The following is a 25,223-nucleotide window of genomic DNA, read 5'->3' as shown; positions in this document are numbered from 1 at the left end:
CCCCTTATTAAGATACGTTTCGCTCTCGTTCGACCGATTCCTTCACAAACAGACTCGTATAGACTAATCCAAATCCCGTCAAGAGGATCAATCCGAGGTAAACACTCATCATCGACGGGATCAAGAAGGTCCCGACGAGAATCGTCGACCGGGAAAGTAAATCCGCTCCAGCAAACGACGTTCCCGCGAACGCTGAGTACGCTCCGCGTTGATCGGCTGGCATCATGTTTGCTTTTTGAGTGTTCAAGACCGGAGAGTAGAGCAACTCGCCGATCGTTGCGATGAAGATGAAGACCATCAGTGCCGTCATGCTGTTGGCACTCGTCACGACGACGTAGCCGATCGTGTACAGCATGAGACCCGCAGCGAGCGTCCGGCGCGGAGACAAACGCTTCGCTAGTCGCTGGACGATGAACGTCAACGTGACGACGAGCAACGTATTTTCGATGTTGATGATACTCATCATCCGGACCCCGTTGATCGACCACCCGGCAAATGATAGCGGTTCGAACGAATCGGCGAGTCGGACGGCGACGTAACTGCCCATCGAAAACTCAGCCGCTAAGATACACATCGAACCGAAGACGACCTTGACGAACGGACGATCTCGCCAAGCGAGTTGATAGCTCGTGAAAATATCCGTGAGGACACCACGTAGTTTTTGACGCTGCCACGTCCGTGGTGTGTCGTCAAGAAACAGATAATAGGCAATCGGTAAAACGGACGACGTGAAGCTTAATATCCCGAACAACAGCAGTTGATTACTGACGTAGAGCCAGCCTCCGAGTGCCGTACCGATGGCGATCGAGAGATTGATCAACCAGTAGTCAAGCGCATAAACCGCTTGGCGGTTTTCCTTCGTCGTTGCATCGATGATGATCGCCCCCATTGCCGGTCGACCAAGATTACTTGTCACCGAGAAGACAGCGTAGATGATCATGAACAACAGCATCCAGTCGAGTGTCAATGAGATCGTCATCGTGATGAACGTCAGCGCTGTGAGCGCAGAAGTCGTGACGAGCAGACGTTTGCGGGAAAAGCGGTCGGCAAGATATCCGCCGAGTAGATTCGTGATGAAGCTGACGAAGACCATCGCGATCAAAAATGCACCGGCGATGACTTCGTTGAATGCCCGGACAAACAAGAGGGCCATGAACGGCATGATGGAGAACGAGACAGCCCGGTTGAAAAACGATGTGATGAGACGTACTTTAATTGGTTTCGGTATTTCTTTCCATTTCATATTGTCACCTTCCATTCTCTACCTGTATCATAAACAAGACAAGACAGAGGAAAAATGGACGTCATTAAAAAAAGATGTCCCCTTTTAGGGAGGAGAAGGACGATGGATGCTTATCTTTTTATGTTATGGAAGACTTGCCGAAATGGACACTACTCGATTGCGACGCTTGCCGACGCCATCCATCTCAGTCCTAAACAAACGAAACGATATCTCAATAAATGGCAGGAAGACGGTTGGATTGGTTACACGAGTGGTCGCGGACGAGGCAACTTAAGTGAACTCGTCTGGTTACGCCACGTCGAACGAGAGTATGCGAAACGGATGCTTGAGCGGATCGACCGTGACTCGATCGAATCGGTGACGGAGGAACTGACATGGGACTGGTCGCCAGCGCAAGCAGGACGCTTCATGCGGCAACTCGAACGAAAATTCGGCTATACACAGACGACGTCTGATGCGTTATTGATTCCGCGAAAACGGAATTTCCTGACGACCCACCCGTTAGAAGCAGCGGATATCCATAGTGCCCACCTCGTCCAGAACGTCTTCAATCGGCTGTTTACGATCGATGTTGACGGCAACATTCAAGGTGAACTCGCCCATCATTATGTCTGGAACGGGACGACGCTCAGTCTCTTCTTACGGAAGGACGTCCGCTTTCATGACGGCTCGCTCCTGACGAGTAAGGAAGTGACGAAGAGTCTGCGTGCTTTGATCAAATATCCAGCTTACGCCTATTCTTACCGGCACGTGAAACAGATCGTCTCGAACGGTCCGTACCGGGTCGATCTCACACTCGATCAGCGCCGGAGTTCAATTTTGCCGCAACTTGCCTCGATACATACGAGCATCATCAAGGATGGCATTGGGACAGGGCCGTTCCAACTGACGCAACATGACGACAAGAAAACCGTTCTGACAGCGTTCCCGAATTACTTTGGCATTCGTGCCCTGCTCGACCGGATTGAGTTCATCCAGATGCCGGAGCAATATGACCCGGTCTACCGGACATCGGCATCTGACTCCAGTCCGATTGATACGATCGCAACGCAATCCGGGTTTGGTCTCGTTTTGCTCCATCCACGCGCCGGTGGTCCGTTTGAATCAAAAGCAGCACGACATTATATCCACCGGCTCGTCGCGGAAGTCCGTGGTGGCATTCATGACTTCCATGAACGGGCACAACCGAACGATTGTGGTTTTCTTGAGTCCTATAGTCAACCGTATACTGTCCCGGATGGTCCTGCCGTTTTGTTCACGCAACCGATCCGAATCAAGCTGACTGATTTTACGGACAAGGTGACACGCTGGCTCTGTCAGCGATTTGATCAAGACGGGATTCCGTATGAGTTCGTCGAAGTCGGATTTGAAGAGAGCATCACGGATTTTCATGTCTACGATACGATCGATCTCGCCATCCATGCCGAAGTGTTTGAGCGAAATATCCAGTACGCTTTTTATCAGTTCATGACGAATACGTTCTCACCACCAATCCGACTGTTTCAGCAGATGCCAGAGATGTTGGAATCGATCGAACAATATGACGCGACACCGTTCGAAGAATGGCTCCCGATCCACCAATCGATTGAGCGCTATTTGATCGACGAATCGTATTTCATCCCGTTCTATCACGATACACGACTGATTCCGTATCCGATCGAATTGCAAAACATCACGATTGACTCGTTCGGTTACTTTGATTTCTCGAAGCTCTGGATTTCCAACCAATCGTGACGAATCGTTGACGAAATCTTGACCTGCTTGTGACAAAACGCACGGTATTCTTTAATCTAGTATTTTAAATGTTGTATTAAAGGTGAGGCTGCGAAATACTAAGACTGTCTTCATTACATAGAGAAAAGGAAGTGGTCTTATGTTATCAACCTCTACCATTCAAATCGTTCAATCGACTGTTCCCGTTCTTGCGTCGCACGGTGCCGCGATCACGAAAGTCTTTTATCAGCGCTTGTTTCAGGCTCATCCGGAACTGAAACACGTCTTCAATCAATCGAATCAACGGAGCGACCGCCAATCGCAAGCACTCGCGACCGCCGTGTATGCCGCTGCTGCTCACATCGATCAACTCGAGACGTTAAAGCCGGTCTTATTACCTGTGCTCCATAAACACCGTAGTCTACAAATCAAACCGGAAATGTATCCCATCGTCGGACACGAATTACTCGGGGCAATGCAAGATGTCTTAGGAGAAGCCGCAACGCCAGACATCTTGCGCGCGTGGGGAGAAGCATATGGGGAGATTGCCAATCTGTTCATCACGCTTGAAGCCGAACTTTACGCACAGGATGAACAAGCAAAAGGATTTTCCGGATATCAGACAGTCGAGATTTCGGATGTCGAGGAGCAAGCGGATGGGATTCGCGCCTTGACCTTCCGCACGGACGGTCCACTCCCCGCTTATCGAGCCGGACAATACATTACGGTGCGGATTCAAGACAAAGATGGCTTATGGCACAATCGTCAATACAGTCTGACGACGGCATCGAACACAGTGACATATACGATTGGTGTCAAACGAGAAGGCATCGTCTCGGACTATTTACATGCAGCGCAAGTCGGTGACACGGTATTGATCAGTGCGCCAGCGGGTGCCTTCACTCTTGATGCATCAAGCGAACCCGTCGTGCTGATTGCCGGTGGTATCGGGATTACACCGATGCTTGCGATGGCTGACGAAGCGTTAGCTGCTGGTCGACAGGTCACGTTACATCATGCCGTCCAAGACGAACGCAATCGTCCATTTAACGAACAACTTGCCTTGCTTGAGCAGCGTGGTGCGCGCGTCATTCGTTACGCGGAACACCTGGCGACGGATCAAGTAGGTCGCCTGCCGAAAGACGTTATCGCAAGCATCACGGATCTGACATACGTCTGTGGTCCGGAAGCAATGATTCAATATGTGATCGAACACTTCACGGCTTCATCAGATAAACTGCATTACGAAATTTTCGGACCGGCACTTGCCTTTTCAGCAGAAACTCCAGTTGCTCAATAAAAAAACATCCCGCTCTCTTTGACACGCGTCAAGGAGAGCGGGATGTTTGATTAGAGCGGCAATCGTTCTGACAATGGGCGGACCAAGACGACGTCCGTCGCCATTCGGTTATCACGGCGTGGTTCATCGACCGGTTCGATCGTCCAGTTTTTTGCGTGAAGCGTATTCAAGGAACGCGCTAAGTCGTACATCGAATAACGCTCGTTACCGTTCAACTGATAGAGACCTGCTTCGTGTTCAAGTAAAATCGTAACGAGCGCTTCAGCCGTATCTTCAAGCACCGAACTCGACGGATACCAGTTCCGACTCGCTCGAATGACGCCGTGCTGCTTCATCTCGTTCGTGAAGAAGTCGACCATATTGTTCGAACCAGCTTCCGTCCCGATTTGCCAGCCGATCCGGACGATCTTCGCTTGTGGATCGCTTGCTTGAATCGCTTGTTCGCAGGCAATCTTATAGGCACCATACTCATCGGTCGCGTCTGGAACAGCGTCCTTTTCGATCGGTGCCGGCACGTCGTCCGAGAAGACAGACACCGTACTCGTGAAGAAGAACGGAATCGCATATTCTTGGCACAAGCGGACGAGCGCTTCCGTCCAACTGACAGACCCCATCCCGATATGTAAGAAATAATCTGGTCGTTCCGTTTCTAAAAATGTCCGCATCGCCGATTCGTCAGTCGTCGAAACTTTTGTCCGGTCCCAGGCGACTGTCTCGATGTCGTGCTTTGCTAAGACGTCCGCAACGACGGGTGCTACCGTTCCGTTCATACCTGTAATGATTGCTTTCATGTTGATGCTTCCCCCTTATCTTCGATCGAAAATCATAAAATCACTTGCTACTTCAGTTTACACGGGAAGTGTTGATTTAACGAATCTAAGTCATTCTCCTAGACCATGCATGCCTCAAATGAAAAAAGCGTCCGCTATCCGATCTAACATCGGCGAGCAGACGCACTATTTAGTTCATGATTACTCCGAAACGCCTTCCGTTTCCATTCGACGCCACAGTACATTCAAGAAGACCGTCATCCCACTGATCGGAATCAAAAACAATAACGCTGTGATCCATAAACTCTCCATCGACTCCACTCCTCATCGTTCATTTCTATCTCTAGTGTATAAGAGTGCGAAACCGCTTACCTCCACCTCAAGGCGGATATTTCATCCGACCTTGTCCTGTCGTACCTCAGTAAAGGAAACGGTACGATGAAGGAGCAACCAGATACTGGTCATCACAAGACCACTTAAGGCAAAGAACAGGAAGACGAATGAGACGCTAAAGAACGACGTCAAGTACGATGACAGACCGTAACAGAGCGCAGAACACGCCGTTGATGCTGCGACCATCGCCGTCCGGACCCGGCCGAGCAAATGCGCAGGCGTCGAGCGCTGCAACAAGGTCGCAAACGGAATCCCGAATAACGTCAGCGCCATCCCGAGCAAGACGAAACCGCCAACAGCCACTGGGACGAATGAGACATAAGCGACGATCGCAATCGCGAGACCTTGCAAGACGACGGCAAAACGAAACAGTTTATCCTGTCGTACGGAGGCGACCCACTTCCCGTATAGGAGCGACATCGCGATTCCCCCAATCACCGTAGCCAACTCGAGTGCAGAAAATGTCTGGGCATTTCCCGACAAGACATCCTTGGCATATGGTGCAAGTAAAGTATTCATTGGTGTGATCATCCAGTTTGCGAGGATTGCACAACCAAGGATCCATTTCAGGCGACCGTCATGGACAACGTGATGAATCCCTTCGAGCAACGCTTCGCGGTACGATCCTTGGCGCGCCCCTTCTGCGACTTGCCCTGAAATATGTCGAACGAGTAACCATGCGACGAGATGCAGTCCAAGGTCAAGCCATAAGATACTCGCAATCGAAAAACGGGCGATCATCATCCCACCAAGCAAGAATCCGCTCAACGTACCGATCCGTTCAATCGTTGCGAGATAGGCATTCGCTTGCGGCAATTGGTCATCTTCGACTAAATCAACGACCCACGTGAAGACGGCATTGCCACCAATGATTTGTAAAATCGTCTGAACGACGAGTAAGCCGAGTAACCACGGCAAGACGACGTTCGTCAGACCGATTCCCGCTAACGCGATCCCAAGCGCCAGCAATCGAATGAGCAACGACATTTGGTACAACGATGCACTGACGAACCGGTCGATCCATGGTCCGACGAACGTTGAAACGAGAAAACGAATCAAAAAGACACCAGTCGCAATCAGGGCGACGCCAGAAGCACTGATCTCTTCCGCGCTCAACCAGTAGATCGCGATATAAACGAAACTCGTCCCGACGGTCGATAACAAATCCGAGACATACATAAAACGAAACGCACGTGACATGATTCTTTATTCCTTTCCTAAAACGACTTCTTGTCTATCTTACAATTTTTCTCAATTGCTGCCCATTCTTTTTTCGTCATCACATCGTCATCGTCTGTTAAGGCATTCTCACCCGTCTGTAACAGAGCCGACATGTTCATTCGCTATACTAAACGCATAGGGAGGTGAAGATCCATGAAAACGCAAACGCGTTATGACTATGAAACCGAACAGGAACAGGTCGACGTCCCATCCGAGGCACGTCTAGGCTACTACTTTCTTTTGATCGTCCTGCCGCTTGGTCTCGCGCATCTTGTCCAGTCGCTTGCTCCTTCGCCGGATCAACACCACTCGTCCGTATTGACGGGTTTGACGTTCTTATCCATCGTCTTTTTCATGTACTTAGGTAACCGAGCGGCTGGAAATGCCAAAACGACCTTTTTCGGATACTCGATGTTCTTGAGTATCAGTCTGTTCGCGACGCTGTTTCTACCAACGGTGCCGATCATTTGAGCATAAGCAAACGAGCACCCGTCCGACTTGGACGCGTGCTCGTTTTTTTAATGCGTATGCGATTCGTGTTTGCCGTCACAATACAACGTATTGCCATGTGCGTGCTGATCCGTCTCGACCTGGATGGTCGCGTGGTTAATCCCGACGTGTTTTAAATCGTGATCAATCTGTTCGCGAATTGACTCTGACTCCCGGACGGTCATGTCCTCTTTGACGACGACGTGACACGATAATGCGTTATAGCCACTCGTGATCGACCAGATGTGCAGATCATGTAGTCCGAGGACGGCTTCGTTCGTCTGTATCGTCGAAACGACCTCATCGATGTCGACATCGCTCGGCGTTCCTTCCATCAAGACGTGAACGGATGCCTTCGTCACGTAATAGCCGCTCCGTAAGACGAGGATCGCCACGATGACACTCGCCAGTGGATCCGCCCATCCCCAACCGAAGAACATGATCAGAAGAGCAGCTGCAATCGCACCGACCGATCCAAGCATGTCGCTTAAGACGTGCAGATAGGCACCGCGCATGTTGAGGTTGTGCTCATGTCCACCGCCACGTGTCATGATCCAAGCAACGAGAATGTTGACGAGCAAGCCAAGGACACTGATGATCAGCATCCCGGTCGTTGCGACAGCGGGTGGATCGATGAAGCGTTGAATGGCTTCAATGAAAATATAGAGAGCGATGACGATCAGTGTCACGCCATTTATGATGGCGGCTAAGATTTCAAAGCGTTTTGAACCGAACGTCTTATTCGCATTCGGTGCTTGACTCGAGAACTGGAAGGCTAACAAAGCGATCGCAAGTGAAATCGAATCACTGAGCATATGCCCTGCGTCCGATAACAACGCTAGACTATTCGTCCAAATCCCGCCGATGACCTCGACGATCATGAACGCAGTGATGATCAGGAACGACAGGCCCAGTACCTTTTTATTGTCGGTATGATGATGGTGGTGATGATGATCATGTGCCATGACGTTGCCTCCTTTTACCTTACATTCAAACGTATATTTGAATTATAACGTGCCTCCGTTCTGTGGTCAACGGGCTCATCTGTTATATCCCACGCCTTTACTCTTCTAAAACGACTCATCTGACTAAACAAAAAAACGATGGCTCATTACCATCGCTTTTTCCATATCCATTTCAAATAAACGACCGAAAATCCTCTGTTTGCTGCTCGAGTTGTCGTGCGACCTCTTCGATTGCGGTAAAGCGTTGCATCGTTTCTTTTACCGTCGCAAGGCTCGACGCGACTTCGAGATGGGACGCTTCAATCTTTTTCATCATCGCCATGATTTGACGATTCATCGTTTCCGTATTAGTGCGCACTTCGACAACTGCACTGCCGACTAGGTCCGATAAGTTTTTGACTTCACTTGCAACGACCGTAAAGCCTTTACCGTGTTCTCCAGCCCGTGCCGCTTCGATTGCTGCGTTCAGTGACAACAGGTTCGTCCGGGCAGCAATCTCCTTGATCGTATCAGCAATCTTCGTGATCTCGATTGCTTGGGCATATAACGTTTCGAACGTCTGTTGGTTTTCTGCCGTTTCACTCGAAATCGTGTTCATCGTCTCTTGAAGTTGGTTGCCCTCTTTCGATCCTTGAATCGACTGCAGATTCAGTCCTTCAGCAAGCGTCTGGAAGCTTTTCGCATATCCTTGTACACGATCAATCCGGTCCGTGATGTTACTGGCGATCTTGACGACACCGACGACCTCTTCTCCTTCAAAAATCGGCATGTAGGTTGCTTCAAGCCATAAGATGTCGCCCCGGGCATCGACCCGTTTGATTTTATCCGCTGTACTGAAGCCCGAAAACAGGCGTGTCCAAAAGTCCTGATACTCACGGCTGTTCGCGAATTCTGGTGTGCAAAACGTATGGTGCTGTAAGCCAATCATCTCGTCTCGTTTATATTTCATCGTTTTCGCAAACAAGTCATTGACGTCGACGACGCGTCGTTGGCGATCAAAACAGATCATCGCGACGTTTGCTTCCAGGCTCGATAAAATCGCTGGTGAGCGTAGCGGTCTCGGTAAGATTTCATTCATGGTGTCATTAACTCCTTCTATGTATCATTCATGTACTAAGACAGTTTTCCAAAAGAACAATCTGTACCTATCTATCGTCATAAATTGACCTTTTTTATAGCTGAATCGGCGATTATCCAAGTTGATTTTTCGCGAAAACGGGATCACTTTAATAAAATATTGTGACAGTCACAAACGATATACTATGGGATTGTCAAAAAGTGTAGTAGATGCTACATTTAATTATGTAGTTAATACTACATTTTTAAGGAGGAAATAAAAATGACACATAACAAGTCCCCTCTATTTTCGAAAGAACAAGCTATCGTCTTGGTCGTACTTGGTGCAGCGTTTTGGTTCGTCGGTGCCCTGTCAGTCAGATTCGGATCTGGAATCGGCATGTTCGAAAATGTCGGAAACGTGATCGCCTTCCTGATTGGTTTACCGGTTTCGTGGATTTCCGTCATCATCATAAAAAAAGTTGCACGCTTGAATGCTGAACAGATGGTGCCAGGTGTCAGTCTCGGACTGTTAGTGGCTACGTTCTTAGACGGAATCGTTCTAACGTGGGGCACATCTCTGTATGGAACGGATCCCTTACTCGTCGGACGTGGTGCAGCATGGATCCTTTGGGGGGTCTTCGCCTTTCTTGCTTCTGCTTTCATCGAGGCAAAACGGATGGGATATAAGATGATCTAATACGATAAAGTGTATTTTATAGTACGACAAATAACGAGCGTAGACCGTAGGACTCATCTAACGGTCTACTTGTGTAAAAGTAGGTGAATTTTAGTGTGTCGGTGAAGAAGATAATGAGCACCTCGAAGATTTAATTCTGTGGGGTCATATTTAAAAAGAACGATGGACTTCAGATGAAATCAATCGTTCTTCGTTTGTGCTTCGATTTTCTCGTTCCGAGCAGCCTCAAAGTTGCGATAAATCGTAAATCCTACTAAACCAATCAACCAGATAATGCCATACCCGAGTTCCCAATCGAATCCAAAATACAAGATCGACGACGTAATGACGACAATGAGAACTAACCGAATGCTCGATAAATGATACTTACTCATGATTTCCCTCCTTTTCTTCCGCCACCGAAGTAGATGTATGTCACGAAAAGAATCAACGTCCACGTAAAGACCGCGAATATGATTTTAAACAGACCGTCAGGCAGTATTTTCGAGATGTATAACATGGTCATTAAGATCGAGAACGTCAAATGGTTATTTCTCATTTGTGTAGAGAGCTTATCCCAATTGAGCAGTACAAGTAGTCCGCGACGGGTGCGAGGAGTGCCGTTAGGAAGAAGAACGGAACGTTCATCATATAGTACGGTATCTCGTCTTTGTTTTTTCCCATCACATATCTCTCCTCATCTTCAATATAGAAAACCTAGCTTCTCTATTCATTTCATCGAAACGGATATGATTGTATGAAAAAAGAAGTACGTCCACTCATCTATACACTTATCGTTCTCGTCATCTTGATAACTGCCTATCCGACTTACCTCTTCGTTTCTAAAACGATGACTGAAATCAAGATTGAACGAATGTTAGTTGAATCAGGATACGACCAAGATATTTCAAAAAAAGAAACGATCTTTGAGTCGAAGACCGGAAGATACGTGTCGGAAATCAAATACACGAATGAACCAGACTATACATACAACTATGAAATCGTTGAAGATCATGTACTGACGACTGTATACGACCAGCATCATGTTGAAGTGATTGGCTCCGTTCAACATGAATTAAAATAGATATCGTATTTTAAATAACAATCGAGCCCATTCAGCAATCGCACGAATGAACTCGATTTATGTACCTCTTAACATTCTTCTTTCATGTTCAGTGATTCTGCCGAGCGAATCGTAATTTGTTTTGTAGCATCATCGATGGATATGACACAATCCCATGTCGGTTTTAACTGAAGGACATCATTTTGATCCAACCACAAGACCGCAGTCAGTTCGATGAAGTCCCCCATCACTACCATTTTTCTCGCCTTCTCATCAATGACGGCATATAGTTCATCCTCTAAATTGATTTTCCAGTCAAAAAATTCATTGATACTCATACGTTATCTCTCCCAATCCTTCATACGTTCTCTAGATCATTCCGCCGTAGAAAACGTAATCTTCCATTTTTTCAGCGCGATCAATACAACGATCAGAGAAGCCAATAAAGATATTTTAAGCGTTGTATCACTGATTACGTGAAATCCGTAATGAAGTGAAAAGAGTACCATGAGTAGCGCAACGACGCTTCCTAAAAAGATCATGTTTTTCATTTTGTCATCTCACTTCCATTCTTGACTCCTTGCTGTCAATACTCTGAAATATACCGTCCTTCTTGTTTGTTCGTAATTTGTTCGCCGTCTTTGAATCCCGTGACTTTAAAGCGATGAGATCCCGATCGATAAATCTCATATTCATTTTCCGGTTCATCTTGGAACACGACCTGCGCAATGAATTCACCCGTGCTCGTATCGTATCGAATTTCCTTGTTCTTCACATATGTCATATAATCCTGTTGCTTCAGATAATGATCGATTGCCTGAGTGACTTCTTGTTTTTCATCATAGTAAAACGATTTATAGGCAGAAGCACCGATGATGCCCACTCCTAGAATCATCACTATCGTAATCCATACATAAATTCGTTTCATACCATCACTCCCGAGTAGAAATAAGAAAAATATCGTATTTCCAGATGCCATTCCCCTTGTTTTAAAAACTAGATATGTATAAACTAATATAAGACCACAAAAAAAGGAAGTCATTCATGATAAAAAAATCCATAAAATACTTTTTATTGTCATTTATGTTGCTTGTTATCATCTTGAATCTCTTGAATGGTCGAGTGATTGAAAATGAGCGATTAACGTTAGCCGTGAACATCGCTATCGTGCTGATGGCGTTATTTTTTATCAGTTTGAGGTTTTCAAAGCGAAAACGTAAATAGGATGCTTATCGCTCTAAAAAAGTATGTAGAGGTGGTTAACTCGTGGGGCAATTCATGATTTTCGGTGCCTTGATGAATCTTCTGATCATTGGCGCAGTCGTCTATGTCGTATGGAAATTAGCAAAAAAACTCTTTAAAAAATAAGTGATGGATGTCCTTTTTTGATTCATTCCTGAAATTCGTATCAATTATGCTTACATAAGCAAGGTCCCTTTCTCATTCGAAAAAGGGACCTTGTTCCATTTTATCCTGCGTAGTTGAACAACGGACCACGCAATTCGAACTCATACGTCTCACCGTCGACGATGCCGACGATCGCATCACTTTCGATCAACTGATGCAGGAAGCCTGCCATCTCAGCCGCCGTATGGTACTTTTTGACGTTCTTGCTGTAGTCGAACCCTGCTTCGCCGCGCGAACGATCCGCAAACTCTGTCTCAGTCGCAGCTGGTGCCAGTACTTTCGCCCGGAGTTTTGCCCCGCCTTTTTGCAGTTCTTGCGCGAGACCCTCTGTGTAAGCACTGACATAGAACTTCGTCGCGCAATATGTGACCGCATTCGGCACGATCCGGTAACCGCCAGCTGATGAGATATTGACGAGTGTCGTCCCTTCGATGTCATGATAATCGCGGACGAATAGACTCGAGAGAATCGTCAGCGCCTCAATGTTCAAGCGGAGCATTTTCTCGATTTTCCCGAGATCAATGTCCTGAACGAGATCAAAATCGCCGAATCCGGCATTGTTGATCCACGTCTCGATGTCGAGTTCCTTTAGTTCTTCATATAAACCATGGACATTTTGGTTATCTGCGAGATCGACCGACTTGAGGATGACATCACTATCTGGTGAGATTTGTTTGACTTCATCCCGAAGTTTTTCGAGCTCAGACGTCCGTCGCGCGACGAGAACGAGTGATTTTCCTTTTCCTGCGAGTAGTTTTGCCGTCTCATATCCAATTCCTGAACTTGCTCCTGTAATGACCGTGTACTTCATGTAGCATATCCCCTTTTTGATTTGGTATAGTGAGAGTCTAATCCTTAGAGTGAACTCTAAGTCAAGCAGAAAGGTGAGATGTATGTATACGATTTCTGAAATCAGTCGATTGACCGATACGAGTGCCCATACGATTCGCTATTACGAAAAGGAAGGGCTATTGTTTCCAAAGCGTCAGAACGGTCAACGTCGTTATGACGATCAAGACGTAACATGGCTTCGGTTCGTTCTCCGCTTGCGCGAAACGCATATGCCGATCAAGCAAATCCGTTCTTACGTGACGCTGTTCCTTGCTCACGGCGAGCAGGATACGACGCGGGAACGGCTCGCATTGCTTGAAGCCCACCATGCGAACGTCTTAGCACAACTGGCAGCATTACAAGAAACGGAGCGAATGATTGCAGAAAAAGTCGACACTTATCGTCGCCTCCATCCTACGATTCCCGCTCCTGATGTTGTTCAATCCTCTGAGAACGCCTCCGTCAATTGACGATAGACTGTTTCACGTTCGTCAGGCGTCAACGTAAGAAAACTATCGCCGATGTTGACTTCCGTCGCGCAGCCGCTCTCTTTCTCAACTAGATAACCAGCGATACCTACTTTTCCGTGCGACTGGATTTCAACCAATTTTTCCTCGACGACTGCTTTTTCTACCTTGAAGTAGAGATGAAACATGTTCGAGACTGGCTCTTGGGGACGAGTCGAGATGCCCGAAATCGCATTCAATCTGCTCGCAAGCTCCTTTGCGGCTGCATGGTACTCTGCCATGCGGTCTTTTCGTTGTTCATAATAAAAATCGGCAGACAGAATATACGGATATAGACTGATCAAGTCACCGCCGTAGCGACGTTTCCAGATCCGTGCCTCTTGGCAAAACGGTTCTGGTCCAGCTAAGATTGCTCCTGCGACGCCGCCGAGTCCCTTATAAAAAGAGATATAGACACTGTCAAACAGTTGCGCGATGTCCTTAGCTTCTGCCTCATAATACGGTAAGACCTCAAGTAAACGGGCACCGTCCAAGTGAAGACGGATATTCTGTTTGCGGGCATACGCACAAATCACTTCGAGTTCTTCACGCGACGGAAGCAATCCGCCGAGTTCGCGTTGTGGTAGTTCGAGTAACAGACAGCTGACGTCCGGCAAAGCTTTGACGTCGTCTATCGTCATCATCCGATCGGCTTCTCCGACTAGTATTGGTTCTATCCCGTGCAATTTCTTTAAGCCGTCCTGTTCATGAATCTCAAGGTGACAGAGCGGGTGATAAGAGACCTTACGATTGTCCTGTTCATCCGACCAGATACGTAGCGCAATCTGTTGCGCCATCGTGCCACTCGGGAAAAAGATCGCATCGTCGTGTCCGAGTAAGTCTACCATCTTGCGCTCAAACGTCTTGATTAATTCGCCGTTACCATAGATATCGCTCATTTGATCGGCAGCAACGCCCTGCAACGCTTCTTGTAACACGCCGACCGTCCGACTACCATGTCCATCTAAACGTTTCGTCGTTTCTTGGTAACTCGTTCGTAAATCCATCTCTTTCATTCCCTTCTAAATCAATGACTATTTTTTGAAAAAATCAAAATATTCCCTCTCCACTTTTGCTATACTGTGTAGCGAAAGTCTGTTAAACGTACTCGTCAAAGGAGGTGTCCCTATCGTGAAAACGCTTCGCACTCGCCTATTGCTTCTTATTCCACTTGTCTGTCTACTACTACTTACCGTGCAACAATTCGTCCCGTCGCTCTATACGTCACTTCTTGGACGAATTGATCCAGCAACGAATACATATTGCGTCGACCGTTGCGGTCCAAAGGAATCGATCTTCGATACGATCGAAGAAGGAACGTCTTATGGTGAAAGCACGGTCACGATGAGCGAAGTCGATCCACCAGCTCCATGGTTCCGGACAGGGTTCGATTCTTCGGTGACGACACCTCCTTATCTTCTCATACTATGTCTCATTCTCCTGTTTTGTAGCTGGTTTTTCTGGCATTATCTCCAGTGGTTGCGTCGACCTCGTATCGATCCATCAGGGTATGTGCTTCCGCCACGATTTCCAATCTTCATTTATGAGACAAAAGACCTGCCTGCTGACTCGATTCGAAAACAACTCGCTCACTTTAATGCACAATTGCCACTGTCCTTACAACGCCGGACCCACGAGACGGTAACGGAATGGTTTGATCGGATTGCGTTCCCATCTCCTGTTGATCCTCTCTACTTTGAAGTGCGGTATGGGAAGGTACCGGTCATCTCGACGCATCAATTGACCTTCTTCGTCCAAGCGATGGAGCGATATCTTCGGAACTGCCAAGTCCAGTCATCAATTTCTTGAATCTAGTCGCCTTGCGCATTGAAGCTTGGCGTTTTTTTTGTGTATACAGATGTGATTGCTCTTGAAAAAAGATTTTAGAGGACTTTACAGACTGAATTGACTTTTTTTCAAAATCAGTCGATTAGTTGCCAGAAAACTGGGTAATATAGACTATAGTAGAGAAAAATTTTTCAATTAGGAGAGTGAGGTGAGAGAAGATGATCAGTGCCCAAGAAGCCTATTACATTAAGAACGAATTGAATGAGAAATTTGTAGATCCGCGGATTTCCTGTGATTTTTCAATCTTTTCGCTTGAACCGTTCCAACTTCTCTTACACGTACAAGAAGATGTCGATGAACTTAGTACTGAAATTCGCTATGGTTTAAGCCGCAAGATTCGGTCTCAGCTCACACAACTCGATGCACGTGTCGGGGGTGTTCCCGTCAAAACGGTCTACATCATATCGGCACCTCTCATTTCCGATCGATCGTATTGCGTCATCTTACAATGAACTTTAAAATACCCCGTATGAGAAGCAAACTCTCACGCGGGGTATTTTTGTGTTCATCGGTCTGTAAAACCATCGATTTTCCATGCGTTTTTAAAAAAAGTCTGCTCCTTGGACCAGTAGACGATCGCATATTCTCGATTGATGTGTTCCCGTTCCGTTATCGGATGCTCGATTTCTGCATCAAAATCACAATAGGCATATAAAGCATTCGATCGATCGGCAATCCTCTGCATATCCTCCATGAAAATCGTCTCCTGCTGATCGAGTGACCATGCAGTTAAATTCTCTTCTTGGAAACCGAATTGAAAACCGAAACAGTCTGGTTCTTTTTCAATCGTCATTCGAACAGGTATTGTCGTTAAACCATGATACGCAAAGAAAACGAGCGAGGCATTACCGTAATGATGACTCAGCAATGGACGCAAATCTTTCGGAAGACCTTTTTCCTCGCCCCAATGTGACCCATCGGTATTCGTCGCGTAACTGTATCTAAGAAATTGAATGTCTATACAAAAATTATCTAAGATTATTCGAGCAGCATTTTCCATATCGTAGGTTTCTTCAAAAACAAATCCCAGGTGTATCACCCATCTTCATTCCCATCTGATTAAGCATTATCCTGCCATGTCCCCGATTTGGTTTCGACCGTTCTCTTTCGCCCGATACAACGCTTGATCGGCTTGGTCGATCACCTCTTTTTCCGTCGTCTCTGCTCCGGGTACGAGCGACGTCAAGCCAAGACTGACACTGACCCGGCAAAGTGGTTCATACCGTTCATGTACGATATTCAAATCGAGAATGTCCTGACGAATTCGTTCTGCAATGTGCCGGGTTTCTTCTGCTCCACGCGACAACAAGACCGTGAACTCCTCCCCACCGTACCGTGCGACTTGCCCATGCCGTGCTTGACGCTTCAAGACGCGGGCGACTTCCTTTAAACATTCATCCCCTTTTAAATGACCATACGTATCATTATACGATTTAAAGGCATCGACATCGATCAAAATCAGGGAGAGTGGTGTCTGCTGTTGTTTGGCTTCTTCGAGGAGATGTTCTAATCGTTCATCGAACGCCCGCCGATTCGGGATACCGGTCAAGGCGTCGTGAAGCGAACGATGAATCAAGGCTCGTTTACTGCGTTCCATCCGAAACGTCTGGATGAAGGCAATCAAGACAAGAACGGCAATGCTTGCGACAACGACGATGACCCATTTCGCAGCACTCGATGCTTGCTCGGAACGATTCGTTGCTTCGGCGATGATTCGGTTGACGTCCGTCCGTAGACGGGCATCAATCGGGCGAAACGTCTCGATGAACTGCATCCCTTGATAACGCTTTGCCTCAGCGGCTGCTTGATCCCCGTTTCGAACGAGTGCCAGTTGGGCATCATAAAATCGGATGGCTGTCTCGATCCGGGGAATCGCTTCCGTTCGGACGAGCTTTCGCATGATCGGATGATTCTCATCGAGTTGATTGAGTCGTTCGACCGTTTGATCTAGCCGATCAATCGTCCGATCATACTGCGCTAGATCCGCCTCGTTCGGTGAGAGGATATAACTGCGAACGACCAGTTCAAGATTTAGTAACGCCGGAAACAACTCCGCTGCTTCCGTCGAGATCGGAATCGCCTCGTTTAAGATGCGTGCATTTTCTCGTTCGATTTTCAGGAAAGCTTGATAACTCCAGACGCTTGTAAACAATAGCGCACAGAGTGCCAAAAACAAATAGCGCTGCAACGTTGACCATTTCACAAAAAGACCGACCTTTCTTTCTCTTTCTAATTGACTAAAGTCTATCCCTTCTATCGGTGTCTTGAAATCAAACTGTTAGTCGTTTGTATGAAATAATGCCCGTTGCTAGCACATTCCAAACGCTTCCAGCATTCTTAATCGGTCAGGGATGTGTTTTCCAGCTGTTCCTGTGACTGCCTTCGTCTCAGTGCTCGTTCTGTCACATCATTGTTCTTCCACCAAGCGACGAGTAGACCGACCAGTCCGATCAGACCCGTCACGAATCGTTCGACGTCACTTGACGATACTGGCAATGCTGTAAAACCGAGCGTCGGTAAGAGTAACTCAAGAAAAACATAGAGAGGAATCAAGAGGCGAATCCACGCCTGAAGACGAATCATGGGGACACCGGAAAGAGACGACGCCATGTTTGCGGACCAACGATCCCGTCAGCGACTAGACGACACGTCTGTTGGAACGTTCGAACGGCGTGCGTCAATCGGGCATCAAAGACTCCCGTCACCACAAGTCCCAATCGTTTTTCAAGGGCTCGGACGAGTTCCGGTGCTTGGATTTTTTCCCGGAGATAGCGTCCTTGTTTTGGAACGTGATGACGCGCTAGACTGACATGATCGTACAGTTCAAAGTGGGGGTAGTCGGGAAAACGAGACCAATCCCCTCCCCAGTTCATTCCGCGTCGTTTCATCGCTGCAACGATTCGTCGGAGTCGCGCATCTGGTGGAGAAAGGAATACTGCTCCGTCTTCGTAAAGGAAGACATCGATTGCGACACCGAAGTTATGGTTCGATTGTCCTCCGCGGGCTTGCGTCACGATGGGTCCTGGTGTCGTCCGTCCTTTTGCATACAACGCATTCTGTTCCGCGATGCTTCGAAAGCTTTGTGCTATACCGAGTTTGATCCCATGCGGATACAGCTCTCGAATCGCGTCACGCGCGATCCGGACGACAGACGGATGCATGCCCGGAACGGATAGTTTTTGATTGGCACGTCGGAGTATTTCTTCCAGTTGCATCAGGCTCCCTCCCTTGCCAGTCCTTGTAATAGTTCAGCAATTTCGGCGTCGTCAGGTATGGTCTGTTTCTCTTTATGGTGTGCTTCATATGCTCGTTGCGCTGCTTTTTCTCGTTCCATCCAATTCGGTAATTGAAATAATGAAGTGTCTCTTCTTGAACGTTTGGTTATTCGTTTCCGCCGTTCAGCCGGTAATCCAGTCGCAAGACGCTTGACGACTTGCTCGATGTAGCCAAAATGACGACTGTTCGCTCGCGCCGCTTCTTCGATTGCATACAGGATGCGATCGATCGGATGGTCTGTTGCCAGCTGTAGCAATTCTTGCTCGATTCGTGGTGTCGCCTTGCCGAGATTCGTCTCGTACTGCTGCACCAGTTCCTTTTTTAAAGTCGTTTTCTTCAAGACTTCTTCTTCGGAGTCAGCAGAAACCTCGGGGGCAGTCGTCTCGTGACTCGCCGGGGAAGGTGTCTCGACACGGGGCAGGACACGGTAAGCATTCGAGGTCTGTCCCCCGTGTTTCGTGAACCGTTCGACTTTCTCGATCCGACCGCTTGCAATCAAGGACTGGATACACGACTTGACCGTCGATTTACTGCACGGAACAGCGTCAGCGATCGTCTGATAGGACGGGAACGCTTGACCATCCTGACCGCTGAAGCTCTCAAGAATCAGGTAGATCATCTTTTCATGGACGGACGCAAATGCCGTCCCGCTCCGTAAGAGCGTATGGGGAACCGGAAGATATGGGGCTTGCATGGTGATTCCTCCTTTCTAGGACATATGACAGGAAGAAGTCGATGATTGTTCGAAAAGAATAGGGAGATGTTTTTTGAGAGGAGTGACAGGATGGACGAACTATTCACCTATTATCTACAGGAGCTTGATCACTATCAGCCGAATGCTTTGATCTATCATCTGAATCATGACACATGGTCGATCAGCCAGATGTACGACCATCTGATCGTCGTCAGTCATGAGTATTTAGATGAGGTCGAGTCGTGCCAGTTCGCACCCGTGACTACGTCCGGAAAGTCACCGTTTGGCGAAAGGCTGTTTGCTGCCGGTGCGTTTCCGGCGACACCGATTCGATTACCGGATGCGATGAACGCACCACCGGACGAGACGGCTCACGTCGACCGATTGCGGACGCGTTGGCTCGAGTTGACCGATCGTCACGCATCACTTGCCATGGTCGCCCAGTCGACAGCCCCTGACCAAAAGACGCACCACGGTGGGATGGGATGGTTGAATGCCGCCGAGTGGTATGCTCTCGTCACGTATCATCTCGCCCACCATCGCCATCAAAAACGACGGCTTGATGCTGCGTTAGCGAATCACTCATAAGAAAAAGCGCTCTCCGTCAACGAAGAGCGCTCCTGTTCATTTTAAGACGTCCCAATTCGAGAAGTGTCGTGCCTCGAGATCGAGTTGCTGTTCCTCGATCCAGCGAAACGCTTCGAGTACGAGCGGTGACGCGTTATCAATCGAGACGTCACTCGCCTTGACCCAGCGCGCACCGAGCGAGTCTTGTCCGACGAATTGTTCGGGGATACTCAGCGTTCCACCCGTCTGTCGGACGAGATAAAAGACAGCGATGTGATGGACTTCTTCGAACTCGCGCCAATCCCACGGAAGCTTGAAGTCCGCGACGCCGATCTGTCGTTCGAGTGCCACTTCGAGCCCTGTCTCTTCCGTGAATTCCCGGCGCATCGCCGTAGCGAGCGTCTCTCCTTCTTCGAGGCTTCCCCCTGGTAAGTCATAGCGATTGATATACGGTCCACCATTCTTGTCGATGACGAGTAAGGCATCCTCCTTCATCAATAATCCATAGACACCAAATGCCCGGTGGCAACGAATCGTCTTCATGTGTCATTCCCCCTTCTCTTCATCTGTAGGACGGTCGGGATGAATGAATCCAAAAAGCCGTCAAACGGAAACTGTTGCTGCGCGATTCGTTCTTGTAGGTTCAGTAACGATGCACGGGCTCGTTCAATCACATCAGTCGGATAATCGTACAATTGTTGGTTCTCTAAAAATTCGTCCTCGTCGACGACCGTCCACACTTCCTCGCGATGGACGAGATCGAGATCCAGATCAATGAACGATAAGGTATTTCCTTGAAGAACTGGCGGTAAGCAAATGTTACAGTAGTACGTCACCTCTCCCGTCCGCTCTAAATCGAGACCGACCGTAAAATCAGCATCAAGCGGATAGAATTCGAGACTATAATTGTCATATGTATAAACCGCTTCGCGACGATGATGCAAAAGAGTCCGCCCGGGCGTATTCGCGACGAGCAGATACGCTTCCGTCTGTTCAAGGACATAGCCGTCCCATGAATAGTGCGGACGTCCATCAAATTTTCGCGCTTCCATCGTGACATGCTGTAGTTCCATTCTCACCCCACTCCTTCCCTAAAGCTCTCTAATTTTACCAAATAAATTTGTTTGAGCAAGTCTTTACCTGAATCTTTAAAATTTTGAGACTCTCTCGTTGACATCCTTTAACAAACTGCTATCGTGAAAGTATCATACTCAAGGATGTGGAACCGATGTTCATTGCCGAGTTGTTATTGAATGCTTGCATCGCCTTCACCGGCTTTTATTTGATCGCCAAAATCATTTATAGTCAACGTCTCGCGTCAAGTAGCTTGAAATCCCTCATCGTCGGTCTTGCGACCGGGCTGCTCGGGGTGCTATTGATGTTTAAGGGGATCGCCGTCAACGAGTCGTTACGGATGGATTTGCGTCATTTACCGCTCGTCCTGCTCGCTTTTTATGGCGTCCGTTCGCCTCTGATCATCGCAACGCTAATCATCGGCTGCTCCCGGTTCTACTTCGGCTGGACACCACAAGCGATCGTCGCGTTTCTTGCAGTCCTTGGTATCAGCACCGGGATGTACTTCATCCATAAACGGTTGCTCCACCGACCATTCTTGCAAAATCTCATCATGAACGTCTGGGCGTTGTTCATGATTACGATTGCCGTCTCGATCAATCTCGGCTTTAGTGACGCCGCTCTTCGTTTGCTCGCTTCGACATGGACGATCGGACTGGCGGTCGGACTGTTATCGAGTCTATTGACGATTGATTTTCAGTTGCTCAACGAACAGGTGCAGCGCTACAAACAATCAGCGGAACTCGATCATTTGACGGGACTGTACAATCGCCGTGTTTGGGACGAACGGACGGCTTTTCTTGAAGAGGAAGGACGTGTCTACAATGTGCTCGCACTCGACATCGACCACTTCAAGCATGTCAACGATACATACGGGCATGCGAACGGGGATCTCGTCTTGCAACAGTTCGCACGGATCTTACAGGAAGAAACGCGTCCGCATGATATCACGGCGCGCATCGGGGGAGAGGAATTCATGGTCCTCGTCTATGATTTGACGCCTTCGAAAGTCGCGAAGGTTGCCAACCGAATCCGGGAGCGGATCGCGAACACGCGCTTTCAGCTCGACGGCTTTCCCGCCATCTCGATCACAGCGTCCGTCGGCATCGCCCATGGGAAACACGTCGCTGCCCAGAGGATGAATATCCTTGCCGACGAAGCGTTATATGCCGCCAAGGAACAAGGGCGGAACCGTGTCATTCTGTACGAGGTCGATGCTGAGGCGGCGATGACGACGCAAGACCGTGAACCGGTCCGTTCTTAATCTTTATCATACGCATTCGATTATTGAGTAGACTGCGCTGGGTGATGCAAAAACAGATCATCCATCATCGCCATGCAGACGAGGACGATATGTCACGCAATGCTTAATCTATGCAAAAGAGGACTTACCATGAAACCGGTAAGTCCTCTTTCTTTACGCTTGATCGATTCGCCGAAACTGTAAGCCACGTGCTTTCCACTCCGGTAAGAGTTCTTTCAGCGCCGCAATCGTCTGCACGGGTGCTTGTGGATCCGCACCGAACGTATCCCCGTTATCATGCAATAAAATGATGTCGCCTTCTGACACATGCGACAACAATCGTTTGATTTTTGCGGTCCCGCCCTCTAGCTTCCAGTCCTCCGCCATCTTCGACCAGAGAATCATTTTGTAAGAAGGAGGACAGAGGACATCTCCAGCATTGAGCGCACCCCACGGTGGACGGTAGACCGTCGGACGTTCGCCCGTGATCCGTTCAATGATTGCTGCCGTCCGCTCAATGCCTGTCCGGACTGTCGACGGTCGCATCGACCAGTTCGGACGATGGACATAATTGTGGATCCCGAGTTGATGCCCTTCTTCGTGCATCCGGCGAATGAGGTCCGGATGTGCTTCTGCTTTATGACCCACGACGAAAAACGTCGCGTGAATGCCTTCTTGTTGTAAGAGATCCAGCAGTTCTGTCGTATAGACAGGATCTGGACCGTCATCGAACGTCAAGGCGATGGATCGTGAGTCCAGTGATTTCGTCACGCGCCATCCAAAGACGCGTGACGCCATATACGGAACGACCGTATAAGCAAGTGTCGCGAGAACTCCCGCTGTGACAAGACGTGAACGCATGTAAACTAACTCCCTTATTATCCATTTACTTTTTGACGACGATCTTGCAGGCAACCCGCAATTCGTTCCGCGAAAAACCGCTGATCGGCCATGACGCAATCATTTTGATACTGCGTGACCGCCTGTTGCCAAGCATGCATGACATCCGGGTTCTCAAGCGTCCGACGGATGACATCCGCGAGTGAATCCGTTTGATTAAAGGAGAACGCAAGCCCTTTCTCCATCAAATACGTACGATTGATCTCTTCTTGCCCCGGTAGGACGTGTTGAATGAACAGCGGAACACGTTTTTCGAATGCTTCGCTGACCGTCACGCCTCCCGGCTTCGTGACGATCGCATCCATCCGTTCATACAGTTGATTCATCTCATCTCGTGAATCGATATAGGCGAGTGGATGAATATGTGGATGACGTCGCGAAGCTAACCGTTTATAGAGCGTCTGATTGTTCCCGCACAAGACATGAAAATCGGCTTCCGCACACTGTTCGATTTGCGTCAGCAACGTCTCGAGTTGACCGAGCCCACCGTTTCCGCCCGCAACCAGAATTTGTTTGCGGGACTGCGTCGAGCGAATAATCGAACCACCAAAAATGGCTGGATGGACAGGGATTCCCGTTACGAACAACCGCTCTTCTGGGACAGCATGATGCGCGTGTAATTCCCGCATCGCCTCACGATTCGGCAACAGATGATACTCGATATGCGTCTTTCCCCAGACGCGACTGACGAATAGATCGGTATAGGCATTGATGACGGGTACATCACAAAGGTTTCGTTCCTTTAATTGATTCAAGAGATAAGATGGAAACGCATGCGTACAGATGATGACATCCGGTTGTTCCGTTCGAATGATTCGTAACATCTGTTGTTGGAAATAATGCGACGTCCATCCGGTCGAGCGCGTGTTACTCGAACGCCCGGCAATATGCCGATGATAAAAACGACTATAACCGTTTGAGAAATGTCGGATCCAGTTCAGATAAAACTTCGATGTCACCCATTCCGCGAACGGGCTGATTGTACTGAGTAACTCTACTTCCTTGACTTCAACATCTGGTCCCTGCAATCGTTCGGCGATGGCTTCCGCGACGAGATGATGACCGGATCGCATCCTTAAAAAAGGAAAGATCACTATTTTTTGCATCGTATGTCCACTCCTTCAAACTATCCGCAAAAATCCTTTAAAAAGAAGTATCGCTTAGTCTTCTTTTCCCGCTTGGTTTTTCCCTGAAACGACGCGTTTTTCGAGCCGTTTACGCTTGATCCATTTGACGAGTACACCGAGCAGGAACAATACGAGTAAGGCAAGTCCGAAATACGGTACGACTTCCGGCTTGATATGAAACGTCTTTCCGGCAAAGTGACCGAGTAAGACGAAAGGAACGATCCATAGCGCGGAACCAAGTGCCGACACCCAGAAATACCGACCGAACGGAATCCGCTTCATGCCTGCAAAATACGGATTGATTTGCCGCACGCCCGGAATATAAAGACCGGCGATGATCGTCCGATTAATCCGTCCCATGTAGCCGTTTGACACCCGCTCCCAGCGTTCTCTCGTCAATCCGATGAAACGACCGTATCGTAAGACGGTCGGTCCGAAGAAGCGCCCCGCGCTATATGCCGTCAGCATGCCGACGAACGTCCCGGCATACGCCGTTAAGATCGAATAAACCAAACGTTCTTCGTTCTGACCACTTAAGATACCAATCAGGACGAGTAGCGATTCTTCTGGCGCCGGGATCCCGACGATGCCAAAAAATAAAAAGATGAAAATAACGCCATACCCATAGGCATCGAGATACTGGTTAACCGTATCCATGTTCATGTTGTCACGTCCTCTACTGCTGTCTCTCTGTAATGTTTCATCGTCTTCTGACTATGTATTCGTTCCTGTTCATGCAATTCCTTTTTTAGAAAAATTAAAACCCGTTTTCAGCTAAAAATTGACCTGTTCTCGTATCTCTCCTCGTGACAGTTCTCAGTATTTAGGAGATGATGAAGAGAGTGAAGGATATCTCAA

31 protein-coding genes are annotated in these 25,223 nt (G+C 48.2%); 10 read left to right on the top strand and 21 right to left on the bottom strand.

All coding sequences use genetic code 11. The features are described 5' to 3' along the window. Positions 1–7: 7 nt before the first annotated feature. Complete coding sequence (locus N179_RS04020; protein ID WP_075642289.1) at positions 8–1,243, bottom strand: MDR family MFS transporter; 1,236 nt, start codon at positions 1,241–1,243, stop codon at positions 8–10. 102 nt (positions 1,244–1,345) lie between these two features. Here N179_RS04020 and N179_RS04015 point away from each other — a divergent pair, with 102 nt between their 5' ends. Together N179_RS04015 and N179_RS04010 are read left to right on the top strand one after the other, a co-directional pair. Continuing rightward, a complete protein-coding gene (locus tag N179_RS04015) occupies positions 1,346–2,977 on the top strand; it encodes an ABC transporter substrate-binding protein (protein ID WP_075642288.1) in 1,632 nt (543 codons plus the stop codon). A 139-nt stretch (positions 2,978–3,116) separates the two neighbouring features. Beyond that, on the top strand, positions 3,117–4,256 hold the full coding sequence (locus tag N179_RS04010; protein WP_075642287.1) for a globin domain-containing protein: 1,140 nt from the start codon (positions 3,117–3,119) through the stop codon (positions 4,254–4,256). Between the two features lie 50 nt (positions 4,257–4,306). On the opposite strand, the gene N179_RS04005 is transcribed toward N179_RS04010, so the two are convergent. After that, positions 4,307–5,047 (bottom strand): sugar nucleotide-binding protein, encoded by a 741-nt coding sequence (locus N179_RS04005; RefSeq protein WP_075642286.1) that lies wholly within the window; start codon positions 5,045–5,047, stop codon positions 4,307–4,309. A 372-nt stretch (positions 5,048–5,419) separates the two neighbouring features. Next, positions 5,420–6,619 carry an MFS transporter gene (locus N179_RS04000; RefSeq protein WP_075642285.1) on the bottom strand — a complete coding sequence of 400 codons (1,200 nt, stop codon included), beginning with the start codon at positions 6,617–6,619 and terminating at the stop codon, positions 5,420–5,422. A 174-nt stretch (positions 6,620–6,793) separates the two neighbouring features. On the opposite strand from N179_RS04000, the gene N179_RS03995 reads away from it, so the two are divergent. After that, positions 6,794–7,111 carry a hypothetical protein gene (locus N179_RS03995; RefSeq protein WP_023468204.1) on the top strand — a complete coding sequence of 106 codons (318 nt, stop codon included), beginning with the start codon at positions 6,794–6,796 and terminating at the stop codon, positions 7,109–7,111. Between the two features lie 47 nt (positions 7,112–7,158). Here N179_RS03995 and N179_RS03990 read toward each other — a convergent pair whose 3' ends face one another. After that, positions 7,159–8,094 (bottom strand): cation diffusion facilitator family transporter, encoded by a 936-nt coding sequence (locus N179_RS03990; RefSeq protein WP_055967903.1) that lies wholly within the window; start codon positions 8,092–8,094, stop codon positions 7,159–7,161. Between the two features lie 172 nt (positions 8,095–8,266). Continuing rightward, positions 8,267–9,172, bottom strand: a complete 906-nt coding sequence (locus N179_RS17215; RefSeq protein ID WP_050677849.1) for a methyl-accepting chemotaxis protein — start codon at positions 9,170–9,172, stop codon at positions 8,267–8,269. Positions 9,173–9,433: 261 nt separating this feature from the next. Between N179_RS17215 and N179_RS03980 the strand changes: the two genes are divergently transcribed. Beyond that, positions 9,434–9,850, top strand: coding sequence for a hypothetical protein (locus N179_RS03980; protein ID WP_058713475.1), 417 nt, complete (start codon positions 9,434–9,436; stop codon positions 9,848–9,850). 179 nt (positions 9,851–10,029) lie between these two features. On the opposite strand, the gene N179_RS03975 is transcribed toward N179_RS03980, so the two are convergent. Beyond that, the gene (locus N179_RS03975) at positions 10,030–10,224 is read right to left on the bottom strand and encodes a hypothetical protein (protein ID WP_023468199.1); all 195 of its coding nucleotides are present in this window, start codon (positions 10,222–10,224) and stop codon (positions 10,030–10,032) included. Positions 10,225–10,384: 160 nt separating this feature from the next. Continuing rightward, positions 10,385–10,513, bottom strand: coding sequence for a hypothetical protein (locus N179_RS17210; RefSeq protein ID WP_276327330.1), 129 nt, complete (start codon positions 10,511–10,513; stop codon positions 10,385–10,387). A 73-nt stretch (positions 10,514–10,586) separates the two neighbouring features. Here N179_RS17210 and N179_RS03970 point away from each other — a divergent pair, with 73 nt between their 5' ends. Beyond that, entirely contained in the window at positions 10,587–10,913 is a 327-nt protein-coding gene (locus tag N179_RS03970) for a DUF3139 domain-containing protein (RefSeq protein ID WP_023468197.1), read from the top strand. Positions 10,914–10,981: 68 nt separating this feature from the next. Here the strand turns inward: N179_RS03970 and N179_RS03965 are convergent, their stop codons facing one another. The 3 genes from N179_RS03965 to N179_RS03950 form a co-directional block, all read right to left on the bottom strand. Next, the gene (locus N179_RS03965; RefSeq protein WP_055967891.1) at positions 10,982–11,230 is read right to left on the bottom strand and encodes a hypothetical protein; all 249 of its coding nucleotides are present in this window, start codon (positions 11,228–11,230) and stop codon (positions 10,982–10,984) included. Positions 11,231–11,478: 248 nt separating this feature from the next. Further along, entirely contained in the window at positions 11,479–11,820 is a 342-nt protein-coding gene (locus N179_RS03960) for a DUF3139 domain-containing protein (protein WP_074668477.1), read from the bottom strand. A 540-nt stretch (positions 11,821–12,360) separates the two neighbouring features. Beyond that, entirely contained in the window at positions 12,361–13,110 is a 750-nt protein-coding gene (locus N179_RS03950; protein WP_075642283.1) for an SDR family NAD(P)-dependent oxidoreductase, read from the bottom strand. Between the two features lie 82 nt (positions 13,111–13,192). On the opposite strand from N179_RS03950, the gene N179_RS03945 reads away from it, so the two are divergent. Beyond that, positions 13,193–13,600: a MerR family transcriptional regulator gene (locus N179_RS03945; protein WP_075642282.1), complete on the top strand. Its 408-nt coding sequence runs from the start codon at positions 13,193–13,195 to the stop codon at positions 13,598–13,600. Here the strand turns inward: N179_RS03945 and N179_RS03940 are convergent. Next, on the bottom strand, positions 13,570–14,643 hold the full coding sequence (locus N179_RS03940) for a threonine aldolase family protein (RefSeq protein ID WP_075642281.1): 1,074 nt from the start codon (positions 14,641–14,643) through the stop codon (positions 13,570–13,572). The genes N179_RS03945 and N179_RS03940 overlap by 31 nt on opposite strands. 124 nt (positions 14,644–14,767) lie before the next feature. Here N179_RS03940 and N179_RS03935 point away from each other — a divergent pair, with 124 nt between their 5' ends. Both N179_RS03935 and N179_RS03930 read left to right on the top strand, forming a co-directional pair. Then, the gene (locus tag N179_RS03935; RefSeq protein WP_075642280.1) at positions 14,768–15,445 is read left to right on the top strand and encodes a hypothetical protein; all 678 of its coding nucleotides are present in this window, start codon (positions 14,768–14,770) and stop codon (positions 15,443–15,445) included. Between the two features lie 197 nt (positions 15,446–15,642). Next, positions 15,643–15,936 carry a hypothetical protein gene (locus tag N179_RS03930; protein WP_023468187.1) on the top strand — a complete coding sequence of 98 codons (294 nt, stop codon included), beginning with the start codon at positions 15,643–15,645 and terminating at the stop codon, positions 15,934–15,936. Between the two features lie 53 nt (positions 15,937–15,989). On the opposite strand, the gene N179_RS03925 is transcribed toward N179_RS03930, so the two are convergent. The 5 genes from N179_RS03925 to N179_RS03905 form a co-directional block, all read right to left on the bottom strand. Further along, positions 15,990–16,484, bottom strand: coding sequence for an Imm64 family immunity protein (locus tag N179_RS03925; protein ID WP_075642279.1), 495 nt, complete (start codon positions 16,482–16,484; stop codon positions 15,990–15,992). Between the two features lie 66 nt (positions 16,485–16,550). After that, positions 16,551–17,687, bottom strand: coding sequence for a GGDEF domain-containing protein (locus tag N179_RS03920; protein ID WP_023468185.1), 1,137 nt, complete (start codon positions 17,685–17,687; stop codon positions 16,551–16,553). Between the two features lie 134 nt (positions 17,688–17,821). Beyond that, a complete protein-coding gene (locus N179_RS03915; RefSeq protein ID WP_023468184.1) occupies positions 17,822–18,067 on the bottom strand; it encodes a phage holin in 246 nt (81 codons plus the stop codon). Beyond that, a complete protein-coding gene (locus N179_RS03910) occupies positions 18,064–18,699 on the bottom strand; it encodes a M15 family metallopeptidase (protein WP_075642278.1) in 636 nt (211 codons plus the stop codon). Before N179_RS03910 ends, N179_RS03915 begins: the two co-directional genes overlap by 4 nt. Further along, positions 18,699–19,454, bottom strand: a complete 756-nt coding sequence (locus tag N179_RS03905) for a helix-turn-helix domain-containing protein (protein WP_075642277.1) — start codon at positions 19,452–19,454, stop codon at positions 18,699–18,701. Before N179_RS03905 ends, N179_RS03910 begins: the two co-directional genes overlap by 1 nt. Positions 19,455–19,544: 90 nt before the next feature. Between N179_RS03905 and N179_RS03900 the strand changes: the two genes are divergently transcribed. Continuing rightward, positions 19,545–20,042, top strand: a complete 498-nt coding sequence (locus N179_RS03900) for a DinB family protein (RefSeq protein ID WP_075642276.1) — start codon at positions 19,545–19,547, stop codon at positions 20,040–20,042. 36 nt (positions 20,043–20,078) lie between these two features. Here N179_RS03900 and N179_RS03895 read toward each other — a convergent pair whose 3' ends face one another. Together N179_RS03895 and N179_RS03890 are read right to left on the bottom strand one after the other, a co-directional pair. Next, positions 20,079–20,564: an NUDIX hydrolase gene (locus N179_RS03895; protein WP_055967859.1), complete on the bottom strand. Its 486-nt coding sequence runs from the start codon at positions 20,562–20,564 to the stop codon at positions 20,079–20,081. Beyond that, positions 20,561–21,094, bottom strand: coding sequence for a DUF402 domain-containing protein (locus N179_RS03890; RefSeq protein ID WP_075642275.1), 534 nt, complete (start codon positions 21,092–21,094; stop codon positions 20,561–20,563). Before N179_RS03890 ends, N179_RS03895 begins: the two co-directional genes overlap by 4 nt. 155 nt (positions 21,095–21,249) lie before the next feature. Here N179_RS03890 and N179_RS03885 point away from each other — a divergent pair, with 155 nt between their 5' ends. Then, positions 21,250–22,359 (top strand): GGDEF domain-containing protein, encoded by a 1,110-nt coding sequence (locus tag N179_RS03885; protein ID WP_055967854.1) that lies wholly within the window; start codon positions 21,250–21,252, stop codon positions 22,357–22,359. Positions 22,360–22,512: 153 nt separating this feature from the next. Here N179_RS03885 and N179_RS03880 read toward each other — a convergent pair whose 3' ends face one another. Genes N179_RS03880 through N179_RS03870 form a run of 3 tightly spaced genes read right to left on the bottom strand, consistent with a single transcriptional unit; the run spans position 22,513 to position 25,028 of the window. Beyond that, entirely contained in the window at positions 22,513–23,199 is a 687-nt protein-coding gene (locus N179_RS03880; protein WP_055967852.1) for a polysaccharide deacetylase family protein, read from the bottom strand. A 17-nt stretch (positions 23,200–23,216) separates the two neighbouring features. Continuing rightward, the gene (locus N179_RS03875) at positions 23,217–24,344 is read right to left on the bottom strand and encodes an MGDG synthase family glycosyltransferase (protein ID WP_075642274.1); all 1,128 of its coding nucleotides are present in this window, start codon (positions 24,342–24,344) and stop codon (positions 23,217–23,219) included. A 54-nt stretch (positions 24,345–24,398) separates the two neighbouring features. Next, positions 24,399–25,028: a DedA family protein gene (locus tag N179_RS03870; RefSeq protein WP_075642273.1), complete on the bottom strand. Its 630-nt coding sequence runs from the start codon at positions 25,026–25,028 to the stop codon at positions 24,399–24,401. Between the last annotated feature and the right edge of the window lie 195 nt (positions 25,029–25,223).

Source organism: Exiguobacterium indicum HHS 31 (assembly GCF_001939065.1).
GTDB lineage: Bacteria > Bacillota > Bacilli > Exiguobacteriales > Exiguobacteriaceae > Exiguobacterium_A > Exiguobacterium_A indicum.
Note: the sequence above shows the minus strand (reverse complement) of the source record. Positions and strands in the feature narration are given on the sequence as shown.

Excerpts from the sequence above, each read along its gene's own strand:
- N179_RS04020 (WP_075642289.1), bottom strand. The coding sequence starts at position 1,243 with ATGAAATGGAAAGAAATACCGAAACCAATTAAAGTACGTCTCATCACA.
- N179_RS04015 (WP_075642288.1), top strand. The coding sequence starts at position 1,346 with ATGGATGCTTATCTTTTTATGTTATGGAAGACTTGCCGAAATGGACAC.
- N179_RS04010 (WP_075642287.1), top strand. The coding sequence starts at position 3,117 with ATGTTATCAACCTCTACCATTCAAATCGTTCAATCGACTGTTCCCGTT.
- N179_RS04005 (WP_075642286.1), bottom strand. The coding sequence starts at position 5,047 with ATGAAAGCAATCATTACAGGTATGAACGGAACGGTAGCACCCGTCGTT.
- N179_RS04000 (WP_075642285.1), bottom strand. The coding sequence starts at position 6,619 with ATGTCACGTGCGTTTCGTTTTATGTATGTCTCGGATTTGTTATCGACC.
- N179_RS03995 (WP_023468204.1), top strand. The coding sequence starts at position 6,794 with ATGAAAACGCAAACGCGTTATGACTATGAAACCGAACAGGAACAGGTC.
- N179_RS03990 (WP_055967903.1), bottom strand. The coding sequence starts at position 8,094 with ATGGCACATGATCATCATCACCACCATCATCATACCGACAATAAAAAG.
- N179_RS17215 (WP_050677849.1), bottom strand. The coding sequence starts at position 9,172 with ATGAATGAAATCTTACCGAGACCGCTACGCTCACCAGCGATTTTATCG.
- N179_RS03980 (WP_058713475.1), top strand. The coding sequence starts at position 9,434 with ATGACACATAACAAGTCCCCTCTATTTTCGAAAGAACAAGCTATCGTC.
- N179_RS03975 (WP_023468199.1), bottom strand. The coding sequence starts at position 10,224 with ATGAGTAAGTATCATTTATCGAGCATTCGGTTAGTTCTCATTGTCGTC.
- N179_RS17210 (WP_276327330.1), bottom strand. The coding sequence starts at position 10,513 with ATGGGAAAAAACAAAGACGAGATACCGTACTATATGATGAACGTTCCG.
- N179_RS03970 (WP_023468197.1), top strand. The coding sequence starts at position 10,587 with ATGAAAAAAGAAGTACGTCCACTCATCTATACACTTATCGTTCTCGTC.
- N179_RS03965 (WP_055967891.1), bottom strand. The coding sequence starts at position 11,230 with ATGAGTATCAATGAATTTTTTGACTGGAAAATCAATTTAGAGGATGAA.
- N179_RS03960 (WP_074668477.1), bottom strand. The coding sequence starts at position 11,820 with ATGAAACGAATTTATGTATGGATTACGATAGTGATGATTCTAGGAGTG.
- N179_RS03950 (WP_075642283.1), bottom strand. The coding sequence starts at position 13,110 with ATGAAGTACACGGTCATTACAGGAGCAAGTTCAGGAATTGGATATGAG.
- N179_RS03945 (WP_075642282.1), top strand. The coding sequence starts at position 13,193 with ATGTATACGATTTCTGAAATCAGTCGATTGACCGATACGAGTGCCCAT.
- N179_RS03940 (WP_075642281.1), bottom strand. The coding sequence starts at position 14,643 with ATGGATTTACGAACGAGTTACCAAGAAACGACGAAACGTTTAGATGGA.
- N179_RS03930 (WP_023468187.1), top strand. The coding sequence starts at position 15,643 with ATGATCAGTGCCCAAGAAGCCTATTACATTAAGAACGAATTGAATGAG.
- N179_RS03925 (WP_075642279.1), bottom strand. The coding sequence starts at position 16,484 with ATGGAAAATGCTGCTCGAATAATCTTAGATAATTTTTGTATAGACATT.
- N179_RS03915 (WP_023468184.1), bottom strand. The coding sequence starts at position 18,067 with ATGATTCGTCTTCAGGCGTGGATTCGCCTCTTGATTCCTCTCTATGTT.
- N179_RS03910 (WP_075642278.1), bottom strand. The coding sequence starts at position 18,699 with ATGCAACTGGAAGAAATACTCCGACGTGCCAATCAAAAACTATCCGTT.
- N179_RS03905 (WP_075642277.1), bottom strand. The coding sequence starts at position 19,454 with ATGCAAGCCCCATATCTTCCGGTTCCCCATACGCTCTTACGGAGCGGG.
- N179_RS03900 (WP_075642276.1), top strand. The coding sequence starts at position 19,545 with ATGGACGAACTATTCACCTATTATCTACAGGAGCTTGATCACTATCAG.
- N179_RS03895 (WP_055967859.1), bottom strand. The coding sequence starts at position 20,564 with ATGAAGACGATTCGTTGCCACCGGGCATTTGGTGTCTATGGATTATTG.
- N179_RS03890 (WP_075642275.1), bottom strand. The coding sequence starts at position 21,094 with ATGGAACTACAGCATGTCACGATGGAAGCGCGAAAATTTGATGGACGT.
- N179_RS03885 (WP_055967854.1), top strand. The coding sequence starts at position 21,250 with ATGTTCATTGCCGAGTTGTTATTGAATGCTTGCATCGCCTTCACCGGC.
- N179_RS03880 (WP_055967852.1), bottom strand. The coding sequence starts at position 23,199 with ATGCGTTCACGTCTTGTCACAGCGGGAGTTCTCGCGACACTTGCTTAT.
- N179_RS03875 (WP_075642274.1), bottom strand. The coding sequence starts at position 24,344 with ATGCAAAAAATAGTGATCTTTCCTTTTTTAAGGATGCGATCCGGTCAT.
- N179_RS03870 (WP_075642273.1), bottom strand. The coding sequence starts at position 25,028 with ATGAACATGGATACGGTTAACCAGTATCTCGATGCCTATGGGTATGGC.